Consider the following 16,213-nt stretch of genomic DNA (forward strand, 5'->3'; position numbering starts at 1 on the left):
TTGTCAGTAAACTACCGCGAGGTTCTCGATCTCGGCAGCGGCTGCAGCCAACGCTGCGGTCCGGTTCTCGGGGCTGCGTCCAAGGCCCTCGGCACGGATGACTGTCACGTCGCTGACTCCGAGAAAGGTGAAGAAGCTCTTCAGATATTTCTCCTGATGATCGAACCCGGCGGCGGGCTGACCGTCAAGATAGAGATTGCCGCGCGAGGAAGCGATGATCACGCGTTTGCCCTGTGCAAGTCCTTCGACGCCGTTGGCGGTGTAGCGGAATGTCTTTCCTGGGACGGCCACGCGATCGAGCCAGGCCTTGAGCTGTGACGGAAGAGAAAAATTGTACATCGGCGCGCCGATGACAATCACGTCGGCGTCGACAAAGTCATCGAGGGCTTTGGAATTGCGCGCTGCGCTCTCCTTCGTAGCAGCATCCTCCGGAGCCGAGCCCCGCTGAACCAGTAGCTCCGGACCCGTCAAGTGTCCGATTGGCTCTGCGGCGAGGTCGTAGCGAACGACCTGTGTATCGGGATTGAGGACGGTTAGTCGCTCCACGATGGCAGCTGAGAGTTGCCGGCTGGCCGATTGGCCGCCAAGGATGCTGGCGTCGACATGCAGAAGTTTCATAGTCCTAGTCCCTTCATATGGCCCCGCGACGGGGCCTTTGATCGCGAGTTGCCTTGCGGCCGCTCAGCGAGGAAATCTTCCCCAGCCCGATAAATGCGGAGCACGCATCCCCGTAGAGGCCAGAAAATTACAGTCTGTGTAATTTTTAAATATTACAGCGACTGTAAAGTTACAAGGGGTGCGGTAAGTGTTATTTGTAGGTCATGAAACAGGAATCATCGGCTCCGGATGGCTGGCGTGAAAGAAAGCGTCGCGAGACGCTGCAGCGCATCGCCGAAACGGGGCTTAAGCTATTCGTCGAGAATGGGTACGAGGCGACAACGCTTGAAGCGATCGCGGCAGCCTCCGGCATATCGGCACGGACATTCTTCTATTACTTCAAATCGAAGGAAGACATTCTGCTCGCTTGGCAGCAGGGAATGCCGGAAGCCGTCCGGGCGGCGATTCTTGCTGAAGCCCCCGACCAGCGTCCCGTTCACCTCGTGCGCAATGCGTTCTTGAAATTGGCGGTCCATTTCAGCTCCGAGCACGCCGTGGCGATCGATCGGATCGTGCGCTCGACCGAACAGCTAAGGGCGAGCAATCAGGCGAAGTTCTTGTCGATGGAGAAAGCGGTATTCGAAGCTCTATCGGAGCACTGGCCGCAAGCACGCCGGCGCAGGGCCCTTCAGGTCGTCGCAATGGCCTGTGTCGGGGCCATGCGTCTTTCCGTTGACGCGTGGGCAGATGAGGGAGGTCAGAAGCCGTTGGCGAGCTTCATCAGACAGATCTTCTCTGCGTTGGAGGATGAACTTTAGCAATAGCAAGACGCCGGCGTTTATGTTTTTCAAGGTTGCCTATAAGGGAGGAATATTTCTCCCGAAAGTGTGCCCTGCTAAAACGCCAATCCGTCGCTTCGGCATGCTCTCCGCCGCGACAGGTAGTGTTTTGCGTCGACCTCCCACAGCCGGCGCCTCTCTAGCTAATAGCAAGGGTCGGTTGGCCGATTGAGTTGTTCGCGACGGTGGAGCTCCCTGACGGTCAACGGCGTCGCTCCCTTGCGGCGCCAGGACCGGACCCGACGCCGTTGAGCTCTTCCATTGCACTATCCGGCAAATTGAGCTCGAATGCAGCGAGATTTTCATGCAGATGTGCGACAGACGAGGTGCCGGGGATAAGTAGAATGTTGGGCGAGCGACGAAGCAACCAAGCAAGCGCTACCTGCATGGGTGTTGCACTGAGGCGAGCGGCGACATCCGTTAGGGTGGCCGATTGAAGGGGAGAGAACCCTCCGAGTGGGAAGAACGGGACGTAGGCGATGCCGTCCCGTGCGAGTTCGTCGATCAAGGCGTCGTCGGACCTGTGAGCCAAGTTGTATTGGTTCTGCACGCAGACAATCTTGCAGATCTTGCGTCCTGCCGCGATCTGTGAAGGAGTGACGCTGCTCAGCCCAATTTGCTTTATTAGGCCCTGGCGTTGGAGATCTGCCAAGACCGTCACCGGTGCTTCGATGGCCTTGGCCGGGGCATGAGGGTCCATCATGACGCGGAAATTGACGACATCGAGCGCGTCCACGCCGAGGTTTCTCAGATTGTCGTGGACCGCCTGGGTCAGCTCTTCACGAGAGAAGGCCGGATGCCATGAAGCGTCCGCGCCGCGTCGAGCGCCAACTTTAGTGACGATGACGAGGTCCTTGGGTAGGGTTGCAGCGCCTCTCGGATCAATTGGTTCGTGACGTGCGGACCGTAAAAGTCGGAAGTGTCGATATGATCCACGCCCCACGCGACGGCTTCGCGCAGGACAGCCAACGCCGCCGCGCGGTCTTTCGGAGGACCGAACACGTGGGGACCGGCAAGTTGCATGGCGCCGTAGCCAAGCCGCTTTACGCGGCGGTCTCCCAGATCGAAGCTGGCAGCTGAGTCGGTTGTGGGCATAGGTCGTCTCCGTAATCGATGATCTGTAGCTAGATGTTGCCGGGCCGCTCGATAACTAGGTACTCTCCGAACGGGGCGTTCGGAGAAGTGAACAGTGAAAGTCGATCTGGGGAACTGAGCGCCTTCGTGACCGTCGCGCAGGCTGGAGGCTTTCGGGAGGGAGCTCGGTCGAGTGGGGCCAGTGCCTCAGGGCTCAGCGAAGCCGTCACCAGGCTGGAAGCGCAACTTGGCGTCAGGCTGTTGAACCGAACGACCCGGTCCGTCGTGCCTACCGAAGCGGGGCAGCGCCTCCTCGAGCGGCTCGGGCCGGCATTCGCCGAAGTGGAAGCTGCGGTCGACGTGGTCAATAACTACCGCGACAGGCCTGCAGGTATTCTGCGTCTCAACGTACCCGTTAGCGCGGCGCGTCTCGTGCTGCCGACAATTGTACCGGGCTTTCTCGCGGCTTATCCCGACATTCGGCTGGAAATCATTGCCGAGGACAGTTTCATCGACGTTCTGGCGGCGGGCTGCGATGCCGGCATCCGATATGACGAGCGTCTGGAGCAGGATATGATGGCAGTACCGATTGGACCTCGCATTCAGCGCTTTGCGACCGCTGCCGCTCCAATCTATCTCGATCGTCACGGCCGGCCCAATCATCCTCGCGATCTGCTCAACCATGCTTGTCTTGGGGGGCGTTTTTCGTCCGGTGCGCTGGTGGCCCCGTGGGAGTTCGAAGGTGAGGGAGAAATCGTTCGCGTCGAGCCCAAGGGACCATTGTTGGTCAGCGCGGGGACGGCGACAGACCTTGCTGTTGCCGCGGCCATCGCCGGTACTGGCATCATCACTCTCTTTGAAGAATGGCTGCGCCCCTATATCGCCAGTGGTCAGCTCGAGCCGGTCCTTGAGCCCTGGTGGCAAAGCTTCTCCGGTCCATTCCTCTACTATCCCGGCCGACGACTCGTGCCAGCGCCGTTGCGCGCATTCATCGACTTCGTGAAGGGTGAATAATCCTACCCGCCGTGTGGATCCATTTCCTACTCCCGTAGCGCGCTCGCCAGCAGCAAGACGCTCCCTGGTTGAGCGCTCAAAGCTGCGCGCGGAGCTTTACGGCGATAGAGGAACGTGGCGAAACGAGATACCGGCCTCGTATCAAGTAGCAGAGAGCTCCGATGACTTTTCCCAGAGGAGGAGGGGGAGGCGCGAGATATTGTGGCCAAATGTTATACGGGTCCGCAATGGATCGCGTCAGTAAAACCAAAACCTCGGACATTCGAAATTGCCGATATGAGCAATAGATTCCCCCGATGGTCCGCGCGGTAGCACGCGAAAAGGCGTTCATCAGGAATTGTCGATGGCACTTGAGACATTCACAGTTCGAGTTGGTGCAACGGTCGGTGCCCCGGAATCCTTCAATAGTCATCACGGCTTTACTTGACGCATATCAAAATCGGACATATATCAATTTCCGGCTTGCCGCAGCGAAGGTCGGTAGCGCGGTTGTCCCTGGCTAGACAAGGAAGGCTGATGAAACTGTACTATGCACCAGGCGCCTGCTCGCTCTCGCCGCATATCGCCCTTCTGGAGGCTGGTCTTCCGTTCGACATGGTCAAAGTCGATCTGCGAACGAAGAAGCTCGAAAGTGGGGAGGACTATCTGGAGGTCAATCCCAAAGGCCAGGTCCCCGCGTTGCAACTGGATAGCGGCGAGGTCATAACAGAGGGGCCGGTCATCGTTCAGGTGATCGCCGATAAGGTCGGCAATGGCCTAGCTCCGGCCCGTGACAGCGCCGAGCGCTACAAGCTGCTCGAATGGCTCAACTTCGTCACGACGGAGCTGCACAAGAACTTCGGCCCGCTGTTTTCACCAATACTAGCCGACGACGCTAAGTCATTCTTCAGGGACCGCGTCATCGCCAAGCTAAAGTATGTCGACAGCCAGCTTGCTGGCCGCAATTTCCTGATGGGCGATCAGTTCACGGTCGCCGACGGGTACTTGTTCACAATATTAGGCTGGACCGATCCCTTAAAGTTCGATCTTTCGGGTATGGGGAGCCTGCTCGCCTACAAGGCTCGTATAGCTGCGCGCCCGAAGGTGAAAGAGGCCCTCGTTAAGGAAGGTCTGATGAAGGCGGGGTAAGGCGCGACGCTCGGGGGAGGGCGCGTCGAGAGCGTCAATCCGTTTGGAGGGCGCGGAGCTGAGGGTAGAAGGCGATGAGGTCCGCGTAATCAAAGAGGACGCGGAGAAGGCTCGTGCTGGTGCATTTCACGAGACTTTTGGCAGTGCCTAAACACAAGGCGCACGTCTGCGGAGGAGCGTGACCTGTCGCGTGAGAGGCGGCGCTTGCTCTGCAAAGATCGGCGCTCAAATCGGAGGAGACAATGACCCTTAACAGGAACGAGTCAAACGACAGCGTCGGCCAAACCTCCTTCAACGTTGATCAAGAGCCAGACGTAGCCGCGTCGCGCCGCCAATTTCTCAAGACAGCTGCGGTCGGCGCCACAGTCGCTGCGGCTGCTGGGCCGCTCATGCCATTCGGCGCGAATGCGCAGCCTTCCGGAGAGCAAGGCAGTGACGGCATCTTGAGCCGGCTGCAGGGCTCTGAGACTGATCGCAACCGAAGGATACTACTCAAAGGCGGAATCGTGCTGTCCATGGATCGATCCGTTGGCGACTTCATGAACGCCGACGTATTGATTGAGGGAAAGACGATTAGGGCTGTCGGGCCAAACCTTTCGGCCCCCGATGCCATTGTTGTCGACGCCACGAACACAATTGTTATGCCCGGCTTTGTCAATACACACCACCATCAATTTCAAACGAACACACGTGGCTACTTCGCCGACGCGTTCTATTTTACCTCTGGACGTCGACCGGACTACCGGCGTGCGTTCATGCCTGGCGGCATCCATGAGAAGTATACACCCGAAGACGCATACATCGGCCAGCTCGTTGGCGGGCTCACCAACATATCCGCGGGTGTCACCACAGTGTGCGACACGTCGCAGGTGTCAATCACGCGAAAACATACGGACGCTTGCATAGATGCGTTCAAGGAGTCCGGTCACCGCACCGTCTTTGTCTTTACGAGTGGTCCGGGCAACGCCGCTAGTATGGCGGACTATGCATTTCCTCAAGATATCCATCGCATAAAATCCCAATACTTCAGCTCCGAAGATCAGCTCATGACGCTCGGCTTGGGCGCCTTTCCTCCCGACGTCAAAGCGGTTTTCCCGCTCGCTCGCGAAATTAAGATGCCAATTTACGTTCATGTGACCGGAGCAGCCCGAAGTGCGGTGGTTGAAGAGTTAGGAATACTCGCCGACTGCACCATCATTCACGCGATGGACCTGCCAGAGAGCGCGTGGCGGCAGATCGTGGACAACGGTGCGAAAGTGTCCATGTCCTCCGTTACCGAACCTACTGTGGCAAACGGAATTCCGGCAATCATGGAGGTGATGAAGTACGGCATCATGGAGCGGGCGAGTTTCAGCACCGATGCCGAGGCCTTTATGACTGCCGACTTCTTCTCTCAGATGCGCGGCGCATTTATGCTTCAACGACTTCTTGCTGTACAGCTCTCTGATAACGGTCAGCGTGATGTACCCCGGCCGATCACTTGCCGCGAGGTTCTGGAGATGTCGACGATGGGAGGCGCGGTCGGTGCGAACCTGGCCCACAAAGTTGGCTCCCTGACTCCGGGTAAAGAAGCAGACGTCATCATGCTACGAGTCGACATGATAAATGTGTGGCCGATCACCAACGTTCCGGGAGCGATCGTAACGCTGATGGACACCAGCAATGTGGATACGGTCTTCATCGCGGGTAAAGTGAGAAAGTGGCGAGGCAGACTTGTCAACGTCGATATGGTGAAACTGCTCCGCTCGCTCGAGACCTCTCGAGACCAATTGTTTGCTCGCGCCGGCTGGAGGGTCGAGCCCTTCGGAACATGCTGCGAACGTTAGAAGACTACGGCACGAATTCAAAGAGACCGATTGATTCTCCGGACCGTGATGTCCGATTGTCCATCGGGCGGATATGGTCGAACACGCTGCCTAGCAAAGGAAGGGCCTGGTAGCTGAGACCGTCCGGCAAATCTGAGCTATCCCGATTGAGGAGTCGCTCCGGACAAGGCTCAAATGTAGTCTCGGCGGGACGAGGCGTAATGTCATGCAGAGAAGTACCGGCGCAGCCTGAGCGGTAAACAGCGACAAGGATTGTGACGATCGCCGCGGCCCAGGGCAGGGTTGTTTCGGCAGCAGCGGGCCAACGTCGCCACGCGTCACCGAGACCCCCCAGCTCGCCGATAATCTGTTTTTCTGGAAACTCCCGTGTAATTTTCGGGGGATGATCTTTCTGTTTCGCGTTCTCCGTCGAACCGGTCTCGCAAGCCTTTGGAAGCGGGCGCAGGGGCAGTGGTAGGGACTCTTGTCCGTTCGAGGCAAGCACTCGGAAGGTGGTCCTCACATTCACCGCGCCATTAGCGCTGCTGCGTCTGCGATCGCGAGCGCTTTTCTCACCCTATGAGTTGCATCGCGGATTCTGCATGCCGCGTCGGAGCATGCGTGCGATCGACGAAGTGGGAGGGCATGCCAGTGATAGCCGCGAAGGACATAGGCGGGCGCATGAGCTGATGCCTGGGCTTGTAAGGCTCGCAGGGCTGCATTGCCGAGGCAGTGCTCGAACTCTCGTCGAGAAGGCGAGTGGCACAAAAGGTTCGACTTCATTCAGAGCGGTCGCTCGTACTGTTGCCGATTTATGACTCCGCCGTGGATTCAATGGTGAGGACCTAGATTGGGTTCTGAGAACCACAAGCGAGCGGCTCCTTGGTGTCAATTCAGAGTGTTCGCGGTCCGACTGCAAATCAGGCGCGGCAAATGGAGGAAGCATAGGGTGAGGCCGATGCATCATGCACGGTCTTGGCCCGTTCATATAGAGGGGGACAAATGTTAAACTATGAGAGACTACGGGCGGCAGCACTTTCCATCGCCATGATTGGGTCAGCTAGTATGGCAAACGCTGCGGACCTTTCGGTGAAGGCGAAAGAGGCGCCACCGGCAGACCCTCCATTCTTCCTGGTGAACGACAATCGGCTGACGTTTTCCTGGATGCCACAAGGCACGGAGCCAGGGGCTTATTCGCGGCGTCCCGACGGGTCAATTGATGGTAAGACTGCAAAGCAGGTCTACTCCTTCACACACTTCGACGTTTGGGCCTATGGCACCAACTCGTTCAATATTTCTCTGCTTAAGTCGGATCACAATAACCCGGCACACCCGTGCACAAATGCCGGGATAATCCAGACGAGCTTTACCAGTCCGGTGGTTGCAGCCACTTGCTCGGGAGCAAGCGACGTTACCGGGCAGTTGCGCTCGACCTTCGGGTGGAATGAACTCTTCAACACGAAGACGTTCACTGCGGGGCCCCTGAAGAACATCTCATTCGTCGTCGGTTTGGATGGCGGCACCGAAAACAACTTCTTGTCTCCGGCCAGGCGTGACGTCGTCGCCGGTCTGCAATTCCAATTCGATTTGCCATATAAGGGCTTCTTGAATGTCGCGCCGATGGCGTTCTGGGAGTTCTCCAACAATAGCGCGTACGCTCAATGCGGAAGTAGTTTCGCCGGCACTATTCCGGGTGTGAACTGCCTGATCGACGGCACCAGAAGATACAATCCGACATGGTCGATTGAGGCCAACTACTACATGGATCTCGGATTTCTGCCAGAAAACATGCAATTCTTCTCAGTTAGCGGCCGTACTGCAATTATCGGAAAGAGAGGAAATGAGGCCAATCCGCTCCCTGGCCTCAGTACCGCTGTACAGTACTTTTCCGAGCCCATCCGCCTGACCTTCGACGCGAGCAAGGCGGTTTGGGGAGCCAAGTACTCACATTTTGTCGACCTATGGGTGTCTTACCGATACTGGCAAAACAAGTTCGGACTTGACCACAGCGTGAGCAGGACCTGCAACGTTTCTCCAGGCGTGAGCAACAACACTTGCACCGAATCCACTGTCTACGCTGGCGTCACGGTTAAATGGTAGTTGCGGCGACGTGGCGCGTTGAGCGGCCAGCCTTTAGCACCAAATAGCGATCTCGCGAAAAGGGGCTTCCGATGGAAGCCCCTAAAGCTCCTGACCGATTGCTGCTGGATGGCTTGGTGCAGTGGACGGAGCGGCGTACCTTCTGAGTGCAACGCAGCACATCTGCATATTTGGACCAGTCAGCAAGGTTTACGGGGGCCATTCCGGAGCAAGCCACGGTTCTCAACGTGAGCCCGGCCTGGAACGTGCGCAGCTGGTACCAAATTCAATGGAGGTTAATTCCGTGTTAGATAAAGATCCGAGCCGTAACACCAGCCACATTGATCGGCGCCAAGATGTACTCGAGGGCGCACTTCTACGCGGCTCGATCACCCGCCGTGCATTTGTCACAATGTCGCTGGCATTGGGCTTTCTTTCAGCCAGTCGTATCGGCGCGCTCGCGCAAACGTTGGACGAAATTAAAACCAATCAGGCAGCACGAGCCAAAGCGTTGTCCGGGAGCTACGACTACGTTGTATGCGGAGCAGGCACCGCAGCGTGTGCGCTCGTCGGCAGGTTGGCCCTTGACAGCAGCAAGAGCATTCTTCTGATCGAAGCGGGCGGATGGGACGACGCGCCGTCGATCCTCAATCCCAGCATCTGGTTCACCAATATTGGCACCGAGCGAGCCTGGAGCGACGTAACGCCACCGTTCGCCGGCATCAACAACCGTTCGATCCTCGAGCAAACAGGTAGGGTGTTGGGTGGGGGCAGCAGTATCAATGCCGCCTGCTGGGTGCGCCCGTTCAAGGATGATTTCGAATTCTGGGCTAACGAAGCCAAGGATGAGAGGTGGGGTTATGAGCATGCACTTTCCATATATCGCCGGGTCGAAAATTGGCGAGGCACGCCGGATGACAGATATCGCGGTAAAGATGGACCTGTTTGGTGCCAACCTGCAAAGGACCCTTCGCCGGTCGCGCCGGCGATGCTCGAGGCTTGCCGAGCACTCGGTCTCCCTGTGATAGAAGACTCCAACGGCAAGCGTGAAGAGACGGGCGAAGGGTTCGCTTACTTCAATCACATTGTCCGGGACGGCCAGCGACAAAACATGGCGAAGTCCTATCTCTACCCTGTGCTGAATAAAAAGAACGTCACGCTGTTGGTTGATACCCAGGTCGATCGCCTTTTAATCAAGAACGGAAAGGTTAGCGGAGTCGAGTTCGTCCGCGATGGGAATAGGCAAATCGTTGCGGCAGAGCATGAGGTCATCGTTTGTGGCGGCGGCATCAACACGCCACGATTGCTGATGCTGAGCGGCATCGGTGACGAGAAGCATCTCAGGTCCGTCGGAATCGAGCCCGTGGTTCATAGCCCCGAAGTAGGCAAGAATTTCCAAGACCATATTCTACACCGGGGCTGCCTCTGGGAGGCCCAGAAGAAGGTAGAACTACGAAATTCGGGGGCGGAAGTACTGGGTTATCTGAAGAGCGACCCGTCTCTCAATCGTCCCGACATAAGCGTGGTCCAAGTGGAATCGCCAATCACGACCGAGGTCATATCAAAGAAGTATAGCCGCCATCAACGAGCTGGGCGCTCTGTTCAGCTGTAGTCGCGCCGAAAAGCCGCGGTCAACTCAGGTTGAAATCCAGCGATCCAAGGGACCGACCCATTGTCGAACCGAATTACTTGAGTCATCCGGAGGACGTTGCGGCGCTGATGCGGAGCATTGAGGTTTGTCGACAGATTGGAAACTCGGCGGCGATGCGTCCGTTTGCGCTACGTGAGGTCGCCCCTGGCAAGGATCTTAAAGGTGAGGAACTTGCCAACTTCGCCCGCGACGGAGCTTCGACATTTTATCATGCTAGTGGAACGTGCCGCATGGGCGCAGATCCACAGGCAGTTGTCGACGCGAAGCTGCGCGTCAATGGAGTCAGCAACCTTCGCATTGCTGATAGTTCTATCATGCCGCGGATTCCCGGTGCGGCCTTGATGGCTGCATGCGTGCACATTGGCGAGCGTATGGCAGAGATACTTTCGGCCCCAGCCTAGCGGAGAGATTGATCGATAAGTCGCGCCCGGCTTGATGGCATGTCGATTTGTCGTTCTTCCGCGTTGTTCTAATAAGTCGAGCCGCCCGGACGTGCTGCCTAGTCGTTCGGATCGAAATACGTCGCGGCCCCAACGAGGAATGTGGATCGCGAAACGGGCCGTGAGAGGACACTACGGCGATTGAACTGGTTTGATGGTCGCTGTGATCCGCGAGTCAGCCAAGGCTGCTTCGGCCGAGCCCATGACGGGGCCGGGCGCGTTGCGTCGGCGGTGCCTTCACCGAAGGGCTGCGTGGGACTCGAATGATCCGGATGCACCTCAAGATTGAAGTACGCATGTGGCCGAGGATTTGGCGGTCTACCTCGTGCCTCGGTTGGTCGTGGCACTTCATAATCGAGCCGCGCGCGCCGACGAAGCCGGTGGAGAACGCGATCCATCTCGACAAGAACCGTACAATCCCGTATTGATCCTTGGAGATTCAGCTCACGGTCGGCAGTAGCCAGACAGGCTGACACAAGGCTAGTGGCGCGCCCGTGCCAAGTCGCTGTATGAAACAGGTGGCTCCCCAGCCGGTTTGAAGGGGCATCGTACAGTCCGTTCCCAGCGGGCGATTCGACCATCGGCATTGTTCGCTACAGTCCACGGGCGTCGCTGTTGCCCGCGCCGCCGCTCGTCAGAAGTCACGCGGCGACAGCGCCCATCGCTGCTTCCATTTCCACCAGCAGTCCCTTTTCAGTGTAACCGTCGGAGTAAGGCTCGCGGAATAGTCGCCGCCGGAAAGCCGTTTAAGCAGCGGATTTAATACGCGCCTTCGATCCCCAAGGCAGCCGTTCATTGTTCCGGCGTGGGGTGTAATTGGCGGTGCCGGCGAGGTCGTTAGCTGGCCAGACTTGCGGATCGTGCTTCGGTCATGATCGAGGGATGCCTCAACGCGGCGAAGTAGTTCCATGATCGGAGCACGCGAAGAGCCTCACATGCGTCCGGAGGAAAGTCGCGCAACGCGCGTTCTGCCGTATTGGTTGAGGGCAGATGCGGCCGTCATATCAGCGCACCAGCTGCCTCGACGCCGATGCCTACCTGCAAGGATTGCGTGTCTTTGCGCGTTCAACCGGAAATGTGCTCGAACCACCAAATCCTGTTCGCGCCGAGCTTTCCTGAATGCCTCAGACTGGACATAACATAATTTCGGTCGTATCATAATTTCGTGAAAATGCGCATATTCTTTTGAAGAGTTGCCAAGGTAGAGAGGGAGGAGTCTCGAATGCCGTCGTTAGCGAAAAAGTCTGCCTGTAAGCACCGTCTTTCTTAGCCGGTTTGACTTCTACGATGCGATCCGGCCGGTAAGAGACGGCAGCCCTCTATGTAGCCGCGCTGGACGGCCAAAAGTCGCTTCTTTCTTTTTCATGGGTCTGACGAAACCCCAATGCATTGGTCACACGACCACACACGCGGGAGAAGCAAATGTCCCCGAGTCGCCTCCTGTTGCGATCGAGTCCTGGTCCTAGTCGTGAAGCGGACCATAGAGGAAGCACAGTTGATACGCTGGCCCGGGATGCCATGGGAAGAAACAGATCATTTGTAGTTCCAGGAAGCGTGGATCAGACCGGCGAGGAGCGTGGGCTGGAGCAGTCGGCTTTTGATGATGGCCATTGTTGGCCAGGAGACATTCAGAAGAGCCGGGAGAAGATGGTTCGACTACTGCGCCTATTTTCATCGCCCCGGAAGCGGCTGGGTCTTACCCCCGATGAGGTGCTCATCTTCCTTGCGATCGGCTATCTTTGCACGACGACTACGAACTGTGTTGTTCAACTCACGCCGATCGGCTTAATCGATGTGGCGACGTTGCTCGGAATCCCGAAAGAAACGGTTCGTCGAAAAACGGGCAGGTTGGCAGATCTTGAGTACGTGAGCTGCACTCCGAAAGGGGTCATGATCAAGCAACCCAAGGTGTGGTGTGATATGTTGAATCGTGCTCTTGCCTGAAATCCTCGATTGCTGCCCTCTAGACAAAAAAAAGGCTGCGCGCCTGCCGCAGCCCAGTCTTGGGAGTAAGCCTACACGGAGGATAGCTCGGTCACTTCGACGCCAGCACCGAAGAGCCGCGATCTTTCATTGCAGCCCGACGGATTCAGGTGAGGTAATTTGACATAGAACGAGCTTTAGATGTGGTTCGTAAAACCCAGTTTGGGGGGCGGGACTAATTTAGTTTATCAAACCGCGGCTAATTTAATATCGGTCGGGCCGGGAAAGAAGGCCATCAGTACTAGGCAGGCCCTATAAAGGGTGCCCTTCACAAGATCTTCGCTCGGGCTAAACCTCAATCACCAAGTGTGCGGGTGCGGAAAAAATGAGGCGGAGGGACAACGAGGCGTCCAACCGAGCTTCCCTTCGAACCGGTTGCCAGGTCTGTCGTCGTCTCCACGAGAGGAGATGGTTGCAATTGCAGAGCGGCGAGTAGGGGATGACGTTAGGCTTCGAACAACGCGCTCATCAGTTGTTCTCTGCTCAAAGGCAATGAGCGGACACGGGCGCCGAGCGCGACAGCCACCGCATTGCCGATCGCAGCTGCGGTCGGGCCGAGCGCTACCTCGCCAATACCGAGCGACAGGTCCTTTGGGCTGCCGATTAGCTTGACCTCGATCTCCGGTATCTCGCTGAACCGTAGCACCGGGTAGTGTTCCCACGCGTTCGAATTTATGACCCCGTCTTCGAATCGCACGCGCTCCTTAATTGTCCAGCTCGCCGCTTGGATCGCTCCGCCTTCGATTTGATTGATCGCGCCGTCAGGATTGATGACGAGACCGGCATCTGCTGCAATCCAAAAGCGCTCTAGTCGTATTTCTTCGTCGACCAAAAGGTCAACGACCATGGCAAGGTAAGCGGCGCGGTTCTTGTAGCGGCTAAAGGCGAAACCTCGGCCCCGACCGCTCCCGATCTCGCCCGGTCCGCGCCAGCCGGCCATCGCAGCCGCCGCCTCGATTACCTTCCGCCCGCGGAGATCGGACAGATTTTCTAGTCGATAGTCCACAGGATCTCGCCCCACGAGCTCCGCCAGCTCGTCCATCATTGATTCAATGGCGAATACATTTGCGAGCGCGCCCAAGCCCCGCATGGACGAACTGCGCACCGGGGGATCGGTCACAAGCCGATGCAGGACGTGCCGTCGCGGAAAGTCATAGATGGGAAAGCCATTGCGGATGCCACCGCCACCGCTGGCGTCTGAAATGTCGACTGGCGCGGACGGCGAGGGCGGATTTGGTATAAGTTGCGCGCTCAGAAGGTTAACCCGTCCTCCCATGCCCGGCCGTGTGCCGTGCACGGGGCTTAAAATATCCATACCCCATGTGAGCGGCTTTCCGTCGTCGCCAAGACCTACATCGATCGTCACTTCTGCGGCGGGACCAAGAGGAGACGAGGTCATCTCATCCTCGCGCATCCACATAACCCTGATCGGGGCGCCAGGCTTGGAGCATGCGATCAGTGCGGCCTCGAAAGCCGCGTCGTCGGCCCCATTGTGTCCGTAGCAGCCCGCTCCCTGGCGGTGGATGACGTTAATTGCGGAAGGATCCAGGGCGAGTGCCGTGGCGATCGCGTTGCGAAGTGGATTCACGCCTTGCGCATGGGTCCAGACAGTAAGGTGCCCAGCCTCAAAAAGGGCGATCGCACAGGACGGTCCGATCGAGGCGTGAGCGAGCCAGGGCCGCGAGTAAGTCGCGGTGACCGTTCTGGCGGCCATTGCAGGCTCTGCGCTCTCTTCATCGCACAACGTGCGCGCCTTGATGGTGCGCTTGCGTAGGGCGCTCGGGTCTTCGTCGCCCCGCTGCAGAGGGGCCCCACCGGTCCAGCTGATGAAGCGTTCGCGAGCATGCCAAGCACTTACAACATCTTCTTCTCGCTCTCCAACGAGCGCGGCAAAGTCCCCCGTCCTCACTATCTCGACCGCATCGACGTAGCGCTTCGCCAGCTTGGTTCTTTCGAGCCGATCTATACGTGCACCTGGCCAAGGCTGGTGCAGCACGCGCGCATGCAAAATGCCCTTGAACCATATGTCATGAATAAACCCTGCGCCGAAGACCTTCGCGGGAAGGTCTATCCGCTTAAGGCTGGTTCCGATTACCTTGAAGCTGGCCGGCGACTTGACCATCGCGGATCCGGTAGCGGGTCGATGGAGATTGACCACACCGGATAGGCTCCAATAGCTTTCGCCCGTCTCTTGACCGTCCCGCAGGAACGCGCCATCCATGATCGAAATCGCGTCGTTTTGGCAATTGAGCTGTTGCGCAGCTCGGCTGCAAAAAATCTCGCGGACTTCGGCGGCCACCAACCGGACAGCAGCCCCAGATTTCTCTATCGATATGCTACCGGCCGTATAATGCTCATCAGGACATCCATCGGTGTCGCCGGATACGACGTCGAGCCGGTCCGGCGAGACGTCCATCTCTTCAGAAACTAGCTGAGCAAGCGCAGTTAGCACACCTTGCCCCAGCTCCACTTTGCCCGTCGCGAAGCGGACTCGTCCGCCCGGTTTGATCGTGATCCACTGGTCGAGCCATGGATTGTCGACCAAAATCGGCGGAAGATCGTTGGAAGTCATGATGCGGCTTTCTCCGCTCCTCGGGCAAGGAGCTCCGCCGCGCGCTCGACGGCCCGCAAAATTCTGAGGTGCGCCCCGCAGCGGCATAGATTGGGTTCTAGGGCAGCACGGATTTCCTGGCGATTGGGGCGCGGACGCCTATCAAGAAGCGCCTTTGCCGAAATCATCATACCGGACAGACAGTAGCCACACTGTCCAGCTTGTTCCTCGAGAAACGCCTGCTGTAGCGCGTGTGGCTCCCCGAGCTTACCAAGACCTTCCAAGGTCGTGACCGGCCGCCCAACAGCTTGCAAGACCGTCGTCGTACATGAATAGGTCGGCTCCCCATCGAGGAGCACCATGCAAGCGCCGCACTGCTCTTGCCCACAGCCAAACCGCGCGCCAGTCAGCCTGAGATAGTTTCGCAACGCCGTCAGAAGTGGTGCGTCTTCTGCAATGTCGAGCTTTGCGAAGCGGCCATTGACTTCCAGTTCAACCATCATTTTTCACCGACACTTGATTTATCTGCATAGCAACGACGGCAACCGTTCGATTTCGTCGGTAACGAAGGAGAGGGGCCTCGTAGTTCCATAAGCGCGCTTGCTGTGCCGACGCCGGGATCGCGTGTCTGTGGTCCGATTGAGCCTACCCTCAGATATAGGGAAACCTTCGGCGGGCATGCCGAAGGTTTCCGTAGTCGCGCAAAACTTGGAGATGAGAGCCCATGCTCTCTTATAGGTTCGTTGCTCCCCGTCCTCGTAGTCCTAAGTGCAACCTCCTCGACCAAACTATCTGATTTCGACTTACAACACGTGCCTTCAGCCTGACAGATTAGTGACCGCCGCCTTGTTTCTCACGCCTGCGGTTCGCATTCAGTTCGACTCTCTAGATGTCGACAGTTTCGCGCGGGAGCAACCTGCCAAAAAATAGTACATGTACGATTTTGCGCGTGTCAATGGTTTTGTGAGCCCCCCTGCCGGATAGGTCCGTGCAACTGCAGGCGCGTGGGCGAGCGTAGCTGACGGGTCACCAGTAGCTGGCACCCGGAACAC

General features: G+C 57.7%; 11 protein-coding genes and 1 pseudogene. 8 read left to right on the plus strand and 4 right to left on the minus strand.

The window, feature by feature from the left end; genetic code table 11:
- Nucleotides 1-3 precede the first annotated feature (3 nt).
- Complete coding sequence (locus XH89_RS15215) at nucleotides 4-618, minus strand: FMN-dependent NADH-azoreductase (RefSeq protein ID WP_194467810.1); 615 nt, start codon at nucleotides 616-618, stop codon at nucleotides 4-6.
- 203 nt (nucleotides 619-821) lie between these two features.
- On the opposite strand from XH89_RS15215, the gene XH89_RS15220 reads away from it, so the two are divergent.
- Nucleotides 822-1,415 carry a TetR/AcrR family transcriptional regulator gene (locus tag XH89_RS15220; RefSeq protein WP_194467811.1) on the plus strand — a complete coding sequence of 198 codons (594 nt, stop codon included), beginning with the start codon at nucleotides 822-824 and terminating at the stop codon, nucleotides 1,413-1,415.
- Nucleotides 1,416-1,638: 223 nt separating this feature from the next.
- On the opposite strand, the pseudogene XH89_RS15225 reads toward XH89_RS15220, so the two are convergent.
- Nucleotides 1,639-2,531: pseudogene (locus XH89_RS15225) on the minus strand (aldo/keto reductase family oxidoreductase).
- 87 nt (nucleotides 2,532-2,618) lie between these two features.
- Between XH89_RS15225 and XH89_RS15230 the strand changes: the two are divergent.
- From XH89_RS15230 to XH89_RS15255, 7 genes are all read left to right on the plus strand, one after another.
- Nucleotides 2,619-3,524 carry a LysR family transcriptional regulator gene (locus XH89_RS15230; RefSeq protein ID WP_246767850.1) on the plus strand — a complete coding sequence of 302 codons (906 nt, stop codon included), beginning with the start codon at nucleotides 2,619-2,621 and terminating at the stop codon, nucleotides 3,522-3,524.
- 516 nt (nucleotides 3,525-4,040) lie between these two features.
- Nucleotides 4,041-4,652, plus strand: a complete 612-nt coding sequence (gstA, locus tag XH89_RS15235; protein WP_194467813.1) for a glutathione transferase GstA — start codon at nucleotides 4,041-4,043, stop codon at nucleotides 4,650-4,652.
- A gap of 242 nt (nucleotides 4,653-4,894) precedes the next feature.
- Nucleotides 4,895-6,478 (plus strand): amidohydrolase family protein, encoded by a 1,584-nt coding sequence (locus tag XH89_RS15240; RefSeq protein ID WP_194467814.1) that lies wholly within the window; start codon nucleotides 4,895-4,897, stop codon nucleotides 6,476-6,478.
- Between the two features lie 981 nt (nucleotides 6,479-7,459).
- A complete protein-coding gene (locus XH89_RS15245; protein WP_194467815.1) occupies nucleotides 7,460-8,557 on the plus strand; it encodes a hypothetical protein in 1,098 nt (365 codons plus the stop codon).
- A gap of 283 nt (nucleotides 8,558-8,840) precedes the next feature.
- Entirely contained in the window at nucleotides 8,841-10,148 is a 1,308-nt protein-coding gene (locus XH89_RS15250) for a GMC family oxidoreductase (RefSeq protein WP_210345253.1), read from the plus strand.
- A 29-nt stretch (nucleotides 10,149-10,177) separates the two neighbouring features.
- Nucleotides 10,178-10,588 carry a GMC oxidoreductase gene (locus XH89_RS42095; protein WP_210345254.1) on the plus strand — a complete coding sequence of 137 codons (411 nt, stop codon included), beginning with the start codon at nucleotides 10,178-10,180 and terminating at the stop codon, nucleotides 10,586-10,588.
- Between the two features lie 1,593 nt (nucleotides 10,589-12,181).
- A complete protein-coding gene (locus tag XH89_RS15255) occupies nucleotides 12,182-12,571 on the plus strand; it encodes a hypothetical protein (protein ID WP_194467816.1) in 390 nt (129 codons plus the stop codon).
- 484 nt (nucleotides 12,572-13,055) lie between these two features.
- Here XH89_RS15255 and XH89_RS15260 read toward each other — a convergent pair whose 3' ends face one another.
- Nucleotides 13,056-15,182: a molybdopterin cofactor-binding domain-containing protein gene (locus XH89_RS15260; protein WP_194467817.1), complete on the minus strand. Its 2,127-nt coding sequence runs from the start codon at nucleotides 15,180-15,182 to the stop codon at nucleotides 13,056-13,058.
- Complete coding sequence (locus XH89_RS15265; RefSeq protein ID WP_210345255.1) at nucleotides 15,179-15,664, minus strand: (2Fe-2S)-binding protein; 486 nt, start codon at nucleotides 15,662-15,664, stop codon at nucleotides 15,179-15,181. The genes XH89_RS15260 and XH89_RS15265 overlap by 4 nt, the downstream gene beginning before the upstream one ends.
- Between the last annotated feature and the right edge of the window lie 549 nt (nucleotides 15,665-16,213).

Origin of the sequence: Bradyrhizobium sp. CCBAU 53340, assembly GCF_015291645.1 — a bacterium.
In the GTDB taxonomy this organism is placed as follows: Bacteria; Pseudomonadota; Alphaproteobacteria; order Rhizobiales; family Xanthobacteraceae; genus Bradyrhizobium.

Bases quoted from the DNA above. Each gene is read 5' to 3' on its own strand.
- XH89_RS15215 (WP_194467810.1), bottom strand. From the start codon at position 618: ATGAAACTTCTGCATGTCGACGCCAGCATCCTTGGCGGCCAATCGGCC.
- XH89_RS15220 (WP_194467811.1), top strand. From the start codon at position 822: ATGAAACAGGAATCATCGGCTCCGGATGGCTGGCGTGAAAGAAAGCGT.
- gstA (WP_194467813.1), top strand. From the start codon at position 4,041: ATGAAACTGTACTATGCACCAGGCGCCTGCTCGCTCTCGCCGCATATC.
- XH89_RS15240 (WP_194467814.1), top strand. From the start codon at position 4,895: ATGACCCTTAACAGGAACGAGTCAAACGACAGCGTCGGCCAAACCTCC.
- XH89_RS15245 (WP_194467815.1), top strand. From the start codon at position 7,460: ATGTTAAACTATGAGAGACTACGGGCGGCAGCACTTTCCATCGCCATG.
- XH89_RS15260 (WP_194467817.1), bottom strand. From the start codon at position 15,182: ATGACTTCCAACGATCTTCCGCCGATTTTGGTCGACAATCCATGGCTC.
- XH89_RS15265 (WP_210345255.1), bottom strand. From the start codon at position 15,664: ATGATGGTTGAACTGGAAGTCAATGGCCGCTTCGCAAAGCTCGACATT.